General features: G+C 40.5%; 7 protein-coding genes and 2 pseudogenes. 6 read left to right on the top strand and 3 right to left on the bottom strand.

Features of this window, described 5'->3' with window-relative positions; translation table 11 throughout:
- Positions 1-210: 210 nt before the first annotated feature.
- Complete coding sequence (locus HMPREF3249_RS06620; RefSeq protein ID WP_070867549.1) at positions 211-4032, top strand: pullulanase; 3822 nt, start codon at positions 211-213, stop codon at positions 4030-4032.
- A gap of 176 nt (positions 4033-4208) precedes the next feature.
- Positions 4209-5066: a 5'-nucleotidase, lipoprotein e(P4) family gene (locus HMPREF3249_RS06615; RefSeq protein ID WP_059221500.1), complete on the top strand. Its 858-nt coding sequence runs from the start codon at positions 4209-4211 to the stop codon at positions 5064-5066.
- Between the two features lie 44 nt (positions 5067-5110).
- On the opposite strand, the pseudogene HMPREF3249_RS09475 reads toward HMPREF3249_RS06615, so the two are convergent.
- Positions 5111-5242 (bottom strand): annotated as a pseudogene (locus HMPREF3249_RS09475) (ISL3 family transposase); the annotation flags it as partial.
- A gap of 100 nt (positions 5243-5342) precedes the next feature.
- Between HMPREF3249_RS09475 and HMPREF3249_RS06610 the strand changes: the two are divergent.
- The 3 genes from HMPREF3249_RS06610 to HMPREF3249_RS06600 all read left to right on the top strand — a co-directional run bounded on the left by HMPREF3249_RS06610 (position 5343) and on the right by HMPREF3249_RS06600 (position 10451).
- Positions 5343-9737, top strand: a complete 4395-nt coding sequence (locus HMPREF3249_RS06610; protein ID WP_022525311.1) for a PolC-type DNA polymerase III — start codon at positions 5343-5345, stop codon at positions 9735-9737.
- Positions 9738-10005: 268 nt separating this feature from the next.
- Positions 10006-10203 (top strand): hypothetical protein, encoded by a 198-nt coding sequence (locus HMPREF3249_RS06605; RefSeq protein ID WP_003039358.1) that lies wholly within the window; start codon positions 10006-10008, stop codon positions 10201-10203.
- 17 nt (positions 10204-10220) lie between these two features.
- Positions 10221-10451 carry a GlsB/YeaQ/YmgE family stress response membrane protein gene (locus HMPREF3249_RS06600; protein ID WP_003039588.1) on the top strand — a complete coding sequence of 77 codons (231 nt, stop codon included), beginning with the start codon at positions 10221-10223 and terminating at the stop codon, positions 10449-10451.
- A 498-nt stretch (positions 10452-10949) separates the two neighbouring features.
- Here the strand turns inward: HMPREF3249_RS06600 and def are convergent, their stop codons facing one another.
- Positions 10950-11564, bottom strand: coding sequence for a peptide deformylase (gene def / locus HMPREF3249_RS06595; RefSeq protein WP_059221498.1), 615 nt, complete (start codon positions 11562-11564; stop codon positions 10950-10952).
- Between the two features lie 232 nt (positions 11565-11796).
- On the opposite strand from def, the gene HMPREF3249_RS06590 reads away from it, so the two are divergent.
- Positions 11797-12030 (top strand): hypothetical protein, encoded by a 234-nt coding sequence (locus HMPREF3249_RS06590; protein ID WP_049533681.1) that lies wholly within the window; start codon positions 11797-11799, stop codon positions 12028-12030.
- On the opposite strand, the pseudogene HMPREF3249_RS09305 reads toward HMPREF3249_RS06590, so the two are convergent.
- Positions 12027-12777, bottom strand: a pseudogene (locus HMPREF3249_RS09305) (transposase); the annotation flags it as partial. The gene HMPREF3249_RS06590 and the pseudogene HMPREF3249_RS09305 sit on opposite strands and share 4 nt — an antisense overlap.

Here is a 12777-nt window from a genome sequence, read left to right as displayed (position 1 = left end):
CTCTAGAGGATGAGTTCGAATAAATGTTGCACTTTTTATTGCAATTTATCTAATAATATAGAAAATACATTTAACCTCTGTCAAAAAAACAGAGATTTTTTGTTTGAAAACCTTTACATTTTGTCGACAAATGTATATAATATCTACAGAAAACGTTTGCACTAGCCTAAAAATATTTGTGCAACTAAAAAATAAAGGAGTTTTCTTTTTATGAAGAAAGTTTATCGTTTACAATCTCGAACAGCTGAGAAGCGTCAGCATTTTGGAATCCGCAGATTAAAAGTGGGGGTGGCGTCTATTGCTATTTCTGCTAGTGTCTTTTTGGTGGGGAATGTCTTGGCGCAAGCAGAGGAAGCAAATAGTGTTGAAAACACATCTATTGAAACGGTGCAACCAACATCACCAACAAGTGAGCAGTCTGATAAAGTAGAAGTGACGAATCATCAAGCAGTCGTTTCGGAAAAGTCGGAAAATCAAGAGCAAGCAAGCAGCTCGCTTTTGGTAACACCTAGTGTTGACAATTCTTCACGTACAGCTTCAACTGAGGAAAGCTCAACAGAAAAACTTGACTTGACTCAAGCTCACTCCGTAAGAGAAAATACCCCGGCTTCAACGACGGATTCAAGTACGAAAGTTCAATCTACGGAGAAGGAAACTGCACAAGCAGCAGAAGAAAAAACGGCAACGAAGCCTGTTGAGAAAGTTGCATCAGATGCGACACCAGCTAAAGAAGACAAAATTGAAGAGGGCAGCATTCGTCTGCATTTTAAGACACTTCCGTCGGAGAATTTAGCTAGTCTTGGCTTGTGGACCTGGGATGATGTGGAGACACCTTCCAGCCAAAAAGGCAGCTGGCCGACAGGAGCAACTAGCTTTTCAATGGCTAAAAAGGATGATTATGGCTATTATCTTGATGTCAAAATGGCACAAAAACGGAGTAAAATTAGTCTCTTAATCAATAATACAGCAGGTACAAATCTAACAGGTGACAAGACGATTGAATTGCTGAGCCCGAATATGAACGAGGTCTGGTTTGACAAGGATTGCAATCTTTATACCTATGAGCCTCTAAAAGAGGGCATGGTACGAATCAATTATTATCGGACAGACGGGAATTATGACAAGAAGTCTCTTTGGCTTTGGGGAGATGTGGAAAATCCTAGCAAAAATTGGCCTGACGGAGTGGATTTCGAAAAAACAGGCAAGTATGGTCGCTATGTAGATGTTCCTTTAAAAGATGCTGCAAAAGCAATTGGTTTTCTGCTTTTAGATGAAAGCAAATCAGGTGACGATGTAAAGATTCAACCGCAGGATTATAATCTGACAAATTTGAAGAAAAACAGTCAAATTTTCCTCCGAGATGCAGATCCGAATATTTATACCAATCCGTATTTTGTCAATGATATCCGCATGACAGGTGCTCAGCATGTCAGCTTGACGGAGATTGAAGCAACTTTCTCAACCCTTGAAAATGCCAAAAAGGAAGATATTCTTAAGAATCTAAAAATTACAGACAAGGACAGTAAAGAAGTGGTTGTGAAAGACATTGTGCTTGATCCTAAAACAAAGAAAGCAAAAATCATAGGAGACTTTGGACAATTGCAAGCTCCTTATACGGTAAAGTATGGCAACGACCAATTTAAAATCAGTATGAATTGGCAGTTGAAGGATAGTCTCTACAAATATGATGGTGAATTGGGTGCGCGTGTTAGCCAAAAAGGTACGAAAGTGGATGTGACCTTCTGGTCACCAAGTGCGTATCAGGTAGATTTGGTTGTTTATGATAAAAATGATCAGAACAAAGTAGTTGGTAAAGTAGCGATGACAAAAGGAGAAGCTGGTACTTGGAAGACAACATTGACATCGCAAACAAATCTAGGAATTAAGGATTATCGCGGTTATTTCTATCATTATGAAATTACGCGCGGTGATAAAAAAGTACTAGCTTTGGATCCATATGCCAAATCTTTGGCAGCTTGGAACAGCGAAGATGCCGAAAAAGGTGAGTCTTACAAGATTGCAAAGGCAGCTTTTGTTGACCCAAGTGAGCTTGGTCCGAAAAATCTGACCTATGCGAACATTCCAGGATTCAAGAGTAGGGAGGATGCAGTTATCTACGAAGCGCATGTCCGTGATTTTACTTCTGACGCAGCTATTTCTAAGGATTTGAAGTCTCAATTTGGAACATTCTCAGCTTTCGTTGAAAAATTGGACTATTTAAAAGAACTTGGGGTTACTCATATTCAGTTGCTGCCGGTTTTAAGTTATTATTTTGTCAATGAATTGAAAAATGCCGAAAGATTGGACAAGTATGCTTCTAGCAATAGTAACTACAACTGGGGTTATGATCCACAAAACTACTTCTCCTTGACAGGAATGTATTCAACCAATCCGACAAATCCAGCTAAGCGCATTGAAGAATTTAAAAATCTTGTTCATGAAATTCACAAGCGCGGAATGGGTGTGATTATGGATGTGGTTTATAATCACACGGCAAAGACCTCTATTTTTGAAGATTTAGAGCCGAATTACTATCACTTTATGGATGCAGACGGCACTCCTAGAACTAGTTTTGGTGGCGGACGTTTGGGAACGACGCACTACATGAGCCGTCGTGTTTTGGTGGATTCTATCAAATATTTGACGAGCGAATACAAAGTGGATGGCTTCCGTTTTGATATGATGGGAGATCACGATGCAGAATCCATTCAAAAAGCGTATGAGGAGGCTAAAAAGCTCAATCCAAATCTGGTGATGCTAGGTGAGGGGTGGAAGACTTACGCTGGAGATGAAAATAAACCAGTCCAACCAGCGGATCAATCTTGGATGAAATCTACCGATACAGTCGGTGTATTCTCAGATGATATTCGAAATACCTTGAAATCTGGTTATCCGAACGAAGGAGCACCTGCCTTTATCACAGGTGGAAAACGCAATGTCGAAGATGTTTTCAAAAACATCAAAGCACAACCAACGAATTTTGAAGCAGATGATCCGGGAGATGTGATTCAGTACATTGCTGCGCATGATAATCTGACTCTCTTTGATGTGATTGCTCAATCCATTAAAAAAGATCCAGCTATCGCAGCGAACAATCAAGAAATTCACCGTCGCCTGCGTTTGGGCAATCTAATGGTTCTTACTTCTCAAGGGACGCCATTCCTTCACTCTGGGCAAGAATATGGACGAACCAAGCAATTCCGTGACCCTGCTTATAAATATCCTGTTTCAGAAGACAAAGTACCAAATAAATCACATCTACTGACCAATGCGGACGGTACACCATTTGAATATCCTTACTTTATCCACGACTCTTATGATTCGAGCGATGCGGTTAATCATTTTGACTGGACAAAGGCAACAAACGGTGACAAATTCCCTGAAAATACGAAGAGCCGCGACTATGTGAAAGGGCTGATTGCTTTGCGGAAGTCAACAGATGCCTTTACACGCAAGACCAAAGCCGAAGTCGATCAAAATGTTACTTTAATCACTCAGCCGGGTAAAGACGGGGTTGAAAAAGAGGATACAGTTCTTGGTTACCAAGTTGTGGCTTCAAATGGAGACATTTACGCTGTCTTTGTTAATGCGGATAACAAGGAGCGGAAGTTTAACTTTGGCGAAGCCTACAAGCATTTGGCAAATGCTCAAGTCGTGGCAGACGGTAATACCGCAGGGGTAACGGCTATTTCAAATCCAGCTGGTGTGACCTTAGGAGCAGACGGGGTTACCTTAGCACCATTGACAGCGACGATTTTACGCATTCAAAAAAATAGCAAACCAAATCAAGAAAAACCAAAAGAAGAACAAAATCAAACTAAGCCTTCTACGCCGAAAGGAGAGTCTGGTCAAACAACGACTTCGTCAACACAGTCAAATACTTCAGCTAGTCAGACGCAGCAACAGCAAGCAGGAGCTGGAAAAGCAGATAAGACTTTACCGTCCACAGGGACGACAATTTCCATTGCTGGCGTACTAGCAGGAATTGGCTTGTTGTTATCAAGTGTAGTTGTCCTTAAGAAAAAGAAATAAAGATTGAAGGTTTGTGAGCTGTAGGGATTCTAAGCTCCTTACAGCTCATTATTTTAGATGAACTTGTTAGCTGTCTTCTGTAAATCTATTTTTCTTCTACATTTAGACAGATATCTTGAAATGTCTTTATGAAAGCGCTATAATTTTGACAGATTAATATTAGGAGGATTGGTTTTATGAAATCATCTAAAGCCACAATCACAATTTTTTCAGCTCTTGCTTCGGTTATTTTATTGACCAGTTGTGGGACAAAAGCAACTGATAATAAGGCTACGCAAAGCAACACATCTGACAATAAAGTTACGATGACTTATGATCAATTGCGGTCAAGGGAAAACACCATGTCCACTCTTTGGTATCAAAAGTCAGATGAAGCTAAAGCGTTGTACCTGCAAGGTTATAATGTTGCGACGAATCGTTTGAAAGAATTGTTGCAAAAACCGACAGATAAGCCTTACTCAATCGTTCTTGACTTAGATGAAACGGTATTAGACAACAGTCCTTATCAAGTTCAAAATGTCAAAGACGGTACGGCCTTTAATCCTAAAAATTGGGATGCTTGGGTACAGAAAGCTTCAGCTAAAGCTGTTCCTGGTGCCAAAGAATTTCTCCAATATGCACATCAAAACGGTGTTCAAATTTACTATATTTCTGACCGTGATGCGAGCCAGGTAGACGCGACAATTAAGAATTTGGAAAAGGAAGGTATTCCAGTACAAGGGAAAGATCATTTGATGTTTTTAGAAAAAGGTGTGAAATCAAAAGAAGGTCGCCGTCAGAAAGTACAAGAAACGACGAATTTGGTCATGCTTTTAGGTGATAACCTCGTTGACTTTGCAGATTTCTCAAAAACATCAGCAGAAGAACGTAGTAAGAAATTAGAAGAATTAAAGAACGAATTCGGTGAAAAGTTCATCATCTTCCCAAATCCAATGTACGGTTCATGGGAAAGCACCGTTTATAAAGGTAAAAAATTAGATGCGAAAGGCCAAACTGAAGAACGCCAAAAAGCATTAGAAGGATATAAAAAATAAAAAGGAAAACAGACTCAATGTCAACTGTAGTGGGTAACCTATCGCTAAGTACGAGAGAGAATCAGATTGGTTCTCTCTTTTTTGATGTTCAAAGCGATGAGAATTTTCGTTTTAAAATTGTCAAAGTTCCGGAAACCAAAAGCTTAGCATTTGACGTCCTTGATGAGATGATTGGTTTATATTAAAAACAATGAGGGGATATTCCTTATCTATTTTTTAATCGAAAATTCATTTGTTTTATGGTAAAATAGTTTCATTACAATACGAGGAAAAAAGATGTCATCTACGTTTGAAATTTTAATGAATCAAATCAATATGCCACTTGATATGAGACAATCAAGTGCCTTTTTACATGCAGAAATTGAGCAAGTTTTAGTGCATACCGTCAGTCATGTCTGGGAATTTCAGTTTGCTTTTGGAGAAATTTTACCCATTGAGTTGTTTCAAGAATTAAAAAAACGTTTAAATGAAGAATTTTCTAAGACGGGCAACCAAGCTATTTTTGAAATTAAGGCTGCCAATCAAGATTTTACAGAGGAGCTGTTGCAGGCTTATTACAAAGAGGCTTTTACAGAAGGACCTTGCGCCAGTCAGGGCTTTCGTAGTATGTACCAACAGTTAAAGGTACACGCGGACGGCGATCAGCTCTGGATTGAGGGCCCCTCCAGTATTGATACGGAGCATTTTCGGAAAATCCATTTGCCAAATTTAGGCAAGCAATTGGTGAAGTTTGGCTTTCCGCATTTTCACTGTCAGGTCAAAGCAAGTGATGCCTTGACTCAGAAACAAGTCGAGACTTTCCAAGCTGAAAAAGAAAAGATTGTGCAAGCGGCTAATGATGAAGCTCTCAAAGCTGTCGAAGCGCTGCAACAAATGGCACCACCACCAGCTGAGGAAAAACCAAGCTACTCTGATTTTCAAGCACGAAAAGCGGCTGCTCGACCAAAGCTGGACAAGGCAGAGATTACGCAGATGATTGACATCCAGACCGAGGAAAATCGCATTGTCTTTGAAGGTATGGTCTTTGATCTTGAGCAAAAAGTTACCCGCACAGGGCGTGTGCTGATTAACTTTAAGATGACTGATTATACTTCTAGTTTTGCCCTTCAGAAGTGGTTTAAAAACGAAGAAGAAGCCAAAAAATTTGACATCATTAGGAAAAATTCTTGGTTGCGTGTGCGTGGCAATATTGAAATGAATAACTTCACGCATGACTTGACCATGAATGTCCAAGATGTGCAAGAAGTGACACATTATGAGCGGAAAGACTTGATGCCAGAAGGTGAGAAACGGGTTGAATTCCACGCGCACACCAACATGTCAACCATGGATGCTCTTCCAGAAGTGGAGGAATTGATTGCGACAGCCGCTAAGTGGGGACATAAGGCAGTTGCGATTACTGACCACGGCAATGTACAGAGCTTTCCGCATGGCTATAAAGCTGCTAAAAAAGCTGGTATTCAGCTGATTTATGGCATGGAAGCTAATATCGTGGAAGACCGAGTTCCTATTACCTATAACGAAGTGGATATGGAACTCAAGGAAGCCACTTATGTTGTCTTTGACGTGGAAACTACCGGTTTGTCTGCTATTTACAATGACTTGATTCAGGTCGCGGCAAGTAAGATGTACAAGGGCAATGTCATTGCTGAGTTTGACGAGTTTATCAATCCAGGTCATCCTTTGAGTGCTTTTACGACAGATTTGACGGGGATTACAGACGAGCATGTCAAAAATGCGAAGCCACTCGAGCAGGTCTTGCAAGAATTTCAAGACTTCTGTCAAGATACGGTACTTGTTGCCCACAATGCTACTTTTGACGTGGGATTTATGAATGTCAATTATGAACGGCATGGGTTGCCACAGATCACGCAACCAGTCATTGATACCTTGGAGTTTGCCCGTAATCTCTACCCAGAATACAAGCGCCACGGTTTGGGACCATTGACTAAGCGTTTTCAAGTATCGCTTGATCATCATCACATGGCTAATTATGACGCGGAAGCGACAGGACGCCTGCTCTTTATTTTCATTAACGATGCGGCAGAAAAACGAGGTGTCACCAATCTTCAAAAGCTAAACACAGATTTGGTGGATGAAAACTCCTATAAAAAAGCGCGAGTCAAACATGCTACGATTTATGTAAAAAATCAAACGGGTTTGAAGAATATTTTTAAATTAGTCAGTTTGTCTAATACAAAGTATTTTGAGGGCGTGCCGCGGATTCCACGAACAGTTTTGGATGCGCACCGAGAAGGCTTGATTTTAGGAACAGCCTGTTCAGAAGGAGAAGTGTTTGACGCGGTTGTTTCGCAAGGCGTCGATGCTGCAGTGGAAGTTGCGAAATACTACGATTTTATTGAAATCATGCCGCCAGCAATTTATGCACCGTTGATTGCTAAAGAGCAGGTCAAGGATATCGAAGAGCTTCATACCATTATTAAGAATTTGATTGAAGTGGGAAATCGATTAGACAAGCCTGTTCTTGCTACAGGTGATGTGCATTATATCGAGCCTGAAGAAGAAATTTATCGAGAAATTATCGTCCGCAGTCTAGGGCAAGGAGCGATGATTAACCGTACCATTGGGCATGGCGAAAATGCTCAACCAGCACCACTTCCAAAAGCGCATTTCCGCACAACCAATGAAATGCTGGATGAATTTGCCTTCTTAGGTGATGAATTAGCTCACAAAGTGGTTATTGACAATCCAAATCAATTGGCAGCAACCTTTGAACCAATTGAAGTGGTGAAAGGTGACCTCTATACGCCATTTATTGACAAATCAGAGGAAAAAGTCGCTGAAATGACTTATGCCAAAGCCTTTGAAATTTATGGAAATCCGCTGCCGGATATTGTAGACCGACGAATTGAGCGGGAATTATCCTCCATTTTGGGGAATGGATTTGCCGTGATTTATCTGGCTTCGCAAATGTTGGTACAGCGTTCAAATGAGCGTGGCTATCTGGTGGGTTCACGTGGTTCGGTCGGCTCTAGTTTTGTGGCGACCATGATTGGGATTACTGAGGTAAACCCTTTATCTCCTCACTATGTTTGTGGCAAATGCCAGTATTCAGAATTTATTACGGACGGTTCTTACGGTTCAGGCTTTGATATGCCAGATAAAGATTGTCCGCATTGTGGATATAAGTTGAGTAAAAATGGACAGGATATTCCTTTTGAAACCTTCCTTGGCTTCGATGGTGACAAGGTGCCTGATATTGACTTGAACTTTTCTGGTGAAGATCAACCGAGTGCTCACTTGGATGTCCGAGATATTTTTGGTGAGGAATATGCCTTTCGTGCTGGTACGGTTGGTACAGTCGCTGCCAAAACAGCTTATGGTTTTGTGAAAGGGTATGAGCGGGATTACAATAAATTTTACCGTGACGCAGAAGTAGAGCGATTGGCGCAAGGTGCAGCAGGTGTCAAACGGACGACTGGACAGCACCCTGGAGGAATTGTGGTTATTCCAAATTATATGGATGTCTATGATTTCACACCAGTTCAGTATCCGGCGGATGATTTGACGGCAGAGTGGCAAACGACTCACTTTAATTTCCATGATATTGATGAAAATGTCCTAAAACTCGACGTTCTCGGTCATGATGATCCGACCATGATTCGGAAGTTGCAGGATTTATCCGGCATTGACCCAAATGAAATTCCAATGGATGACCAAGAAGTTATGGCTCTCTTTTCTGGAACAGATGTTCTCGGAGTAACGCAGGAGCAAATAGGTACGCCGACTGGTATGCTGGGGATTCCTGAATTTGGAACCAACTTCGTGCGGGGTATGGTGGATGAAACTCATCCAACGACCTTTGCGGAATTGCTTCAATTATCAGGATTGTCTCACGGTACTGACGTATGGTTGGGCAATGCACAAGATTTGATTAAGCAGGGAATTGCTGACCTGTCCACCGTTATCGGTTGTCGGGATGACATTATGGTCTATCTGATGCACAAGGGCTTAGAGCCTAAAATGGCCTTTACCATTATGGAACGGGTGCGGAAAGGCATGTGGCTCAAGATTTCTGACGAAGAAAGAAATGGCTACATCGCTGCTATGAAGGAAAACAATGTACCTGAGTGGTATATTGAATCTTGTGGAAAGATTAAGTACATGTTTCCCAAAGCTCACGCGGCTGCCTATGTGATGATGGCCTTGCGGGTGGCCTACTTCAAGGTGCATCATCCGATTTATTACTACTGTGCCTACTTTTCTATTCGTGCCAAAGCCTTTGACATCAAAGTTATGAGTAGTGGGCTAGATGCAGTGAAGCGCAAGATGAACGAAATCGCTGAAAAACGCAAAAATAATGAAGCTTCCAATGTTGAAATTGACCTTTATACAACTCTAGAAATCGTCAATGAAATGCTGGAAAGAGGCTTCAAATTTGGCAAACTCGATCTTTATAAGAGTGATGCGACAGAATTTCTTATTGACGGAGACAGCTTAATTCCTCCATTTTCTGCTATGGATGGTTTGGGAGACAACGTTGCAAAACAATTGGTTAAAGCGCGTGCCGAAGGAGAGTTTCTTTCAAAAACCGAATTGCGCAAGCGCGGTGGCTTATCCACTACTCTAGTTGATAAAATGGATGAAATGGGGATTCTAGGCAATATGCCAGAAGACAATCAGCTCAGTCTCTTTGATGATTTATTCTAAGATCTTTTCTTTTGATGAATGTGGGAAACTTTCATCAGAGACAGTTGCCATTAGACCAAAATTTTCGCTCGTTTGTTTGAAAAATATGATTGGTTTTGCAGCTCTTTCACGGTAAGGACTTCCTGCGAGTAGCTGGCTGTTTTTTGAAAGGTTCTACTAAAATAGTCAAAGTAGAGTGGAAATTTTACTACTTGTAAAGTTTTTTACAAAATTTTATAGATTACTGTTGTTCTTTGTAAGCTATTTACACAAATAGAAAGGATACATTATGAAGTTAATGATTTCAGCTGAAGATAAAAAAGCCCTAAGAGATTTTCATTATTCACTAGAATTTTCTGGAAAAGTAGTACTTGCCTCGGTGGCGTTGGTCAGTTTGGCTGTGTTAGCAAGTCGTGCCTGTTCTTCCAAAAAGAAGAAAAGCTGCTGTTTGCATAAAAATAGTGCAAAAGTGAGAATAATAAAATAATCAGGAAGGATAACTAAATGATTGGGAGTATGTTTGTCGGCTTCATTATTGGTCTAATTGCAGCAGCAATCACCAATCGTGGAGAACGAATGGGCTGTATTGGCAAGATTTTACTAGGTTGGTTTGGAGCCTGGCTTGGGCAAATGCTATTTGGTAACTGGGGACCTCATCTGTCAGATACAGCGATTATTCCATCTGTGTTGGGAGCGATTATTCTTTTAGCTATTTTCTGGGAAAGAGGAAGCTGACTTCTAAAAATAGGAGTGAGACCGATACCTACAATTGCTAGTGCAGTCGCTCACAAAGGAATTAAAATTTGAAAATGTTAATCTCAGCTATCTTATTTCAAAACTTCGGTGCAAAATGTCTCGTATAGTCTCACCCCACAAGGTGACTTAACAGTTTTCCCTACTGTTGAGGTAATGAATGCAGAAAACGAAATTTTCATCAAAATTGCTCTTTAGAGTTTCAAAAGCGAATGAAGATGAGACTTGCTTCACAAGTTCTATTTACCACCTCAAAACGGTGCTTTGTTTTGTGCGATAGCAGTTGCGTTAAAATTGCTTGTCATCCTAAAGTCATGAGTCTGAGACAGATTCACACGATAACTACAAAAAAGAACAACCTTGATTTTCTGTTTATCAGAAGCCAAAGTTGTTCTTTTTATTTGTATTCTTGAGTTATAGTGCTTTTATAAAGAAATTTTAATTGGGAATGCTGTTATATCAGAGATTCCCTTTTATTTATTATTCAATCACTAACATACCGTCTTTGATTGCGAAGGGTTCTTTTTCATTGATGCGGTCATAGAACATGATGCCGTTGGTGTGGTCAATCTCGTGTTGAACCACGATTGAGTTGTATCCTTTGAGTTTGATACGGTGTTTTTCACCTTCTTTGTCAAAATATTCAACAGTGACGCGTGCATGGCGCACGACATAACCAGGCACTTCGCGGTCAACTGACAAGCAGCCCTCCCCTTCAGCTAGTGCGGCATCTTGAACAGAATGTGCCACTACTTTAGCGTTGTACATAACCGTTTGCAAAGCATAGGATTCTTTAGGAGGATTGCCTTCTTTATCTGGCAGGTTTGGGACCAATACGGCAATAATCCGCTTTGACAGATCTAGCTGAGGTGCAGCTAGACCAACGCCGCCTCGAAGTCCCATTTTTTCAGCCATCACAGGATCTTGTGAATTCCTCAAAAATTGGAGCATTTTTTCACCCAAGATAACTTCTTGCTCGGTAAGTGGAAAGGTGACATCCTTGGCGACTGCCCGAAGTGTTGGATTTCCTTCGCGAATGATGTCATTCATATCAATCAAATGAGCTGGTTTTGTTAATTTTTCAATAACAGACATGTTTTCTCCTTCGTTCTAAAAATGGATTTTCATTCCAAATTAAATTCTTCGTATATGATAAATATAACACAAAATAGAGGAGAAAGAAAGGAATCGAAATAGCGTGTAATGAATATGTGGAGAAAACACGAAATAAATTAGTAAAAAATTAGTCTATTTTGCTTGATATTTAGTTGGATACCTAAAATATTATTAGTAACAAAATAAATTACTTTTTAGGAGGGACAAAAAATTGAAAATTCTACTATTTGGAAATACGGGATATGTAACCAAAAAGTTTATACAAGAAGCTTTTCCAAAGGATACGGTTTATCTTTTGGGAGAAACAGGTTTAAAAAGTTCAAAAAAATTAAAATTGACAGTTTTTCCGAAAACAAAAGAAACCATTTTAGTAGAAGTTTTAAGAACCTATCAATTTGACCAAATTGGGCTCTTTGTCAACTGTAGTGGGTTGATGAAAAGCTAAGATTGAGAGAGGACGAGATTCGTTCTCTCTCTTTTGATGTTCAAAGCGATGAGAATGCGTTTCTTGAAGTTGTCAAAGTTCCTGAATCCAAAAGCATTTCGCTTAATGACCTTGATGAGATTGTTAGTCGCTTCCAGCTTGGCGTTGGAGTAGGGCAGTTCCAAGGCATTGAGAATCTTGTCTCTGTCCTTCAGAAAAGTTCGAAAAACTGTCTGAAAAATTGGGTGAACATCAGAAATAACCTCCTCAATCAGATCGAAGAAATGATTAGCTTGCTTTTCCTGAAAGTGAAAGAGCAGAAGCTGGTAAAGCTCATCTTCCCTTTCTTGAAGCTATACTCATCCCAGCTCATAATTTCTGGCAGTTTCTGCCAGTTGGTTTCAAATTTGAATTCCTTGAGCTTGCGAATGACGGTTGAGGTCGAGAACGAGAGCCTGTGGGCAATATCTGTCATGGCTTGCTTCTCAACTAATAATTGAGCGATTTTCTGTTTGACTGCAGAGGCAATCTGGTGATTTTTCTAGACGAGGGAGGTTTCGGCGACAGCCATTTTTCCACAGTTCTTACAGCGAAAGCGCCGCTTTTTGAGTCGGATAAGGGTTTTGTATCCTGCTGTCTCCAGATAAGGGATTTTAGAAGGTTTCTGGAAGTCGTATTTGGTCATCTGTCCCTTGCAGGCAGGGCATGGAGGGGCATCGTAGTCAAGCTGGGCCAGGATTTCTTTGTGAGTACCGGCATCAAAAAGAT

Source organism: Streptococcus sp. HMSC36C04 (assembly GCF_001839535.1).
Classification (GTDB): Bacteria; Bacillota; Bacilli; order Lactobacillales; family Streptococcaceae; genus Streptococcus; species Streptococcus hominis.
This window is presented reverse-complemented; position numbering and strand designations above follow the sequence as displayed.

What these genes read in the sequence shown, in the direction of transcription:
- HMPREF3249_RS06620 (WP_070867549.1), top strand. Translation starts at nt 211, where the DNA reads ATGAAGAAAGTTTATCGTTTACAATCTCGAACAGCTGAGAAGCGTCAG.
- HMPREF3249_RS06615 (WP_059221500.1), top strand. Translation starts at nt 4,209, where the DNA reads ATGAAATCATCTAAAGCCACAATCACAATTTTTTCAGCTCTTGCTTCG.
- HMPREF3249_RS06610 (WP_022525311.1), top strand. Translation starts at nt 5,343, where the DNA reads ATGTCATCTACGTTTGAAATTTTAATGAATCAAATCAATATGCCACTT.
- HMPREF3249_RS06605 (WP_003039358.1), top strand. Translation starts at nt 10,006, where the DNA reads ATGAAGTTAATGATTTCAGCTGAAGATAAAAAAGCCCTAAGAGATTTT.
- HMPREF3249_RS06600 (WP_003039588.1), top strand. Translation starts at nt 10,221, where the DNA reads ATGATTGGGAGTATGTTTGTCGGCTTCATTATTGGTCTAATTGCAGCA.
- def (WP_059221498.1), bottom strand. Translation starts at nt 11,564, where the DNA reads ATGTCTGTTATTGAAAAATTAACAAAACCAGCTCATTTGATTGATATG.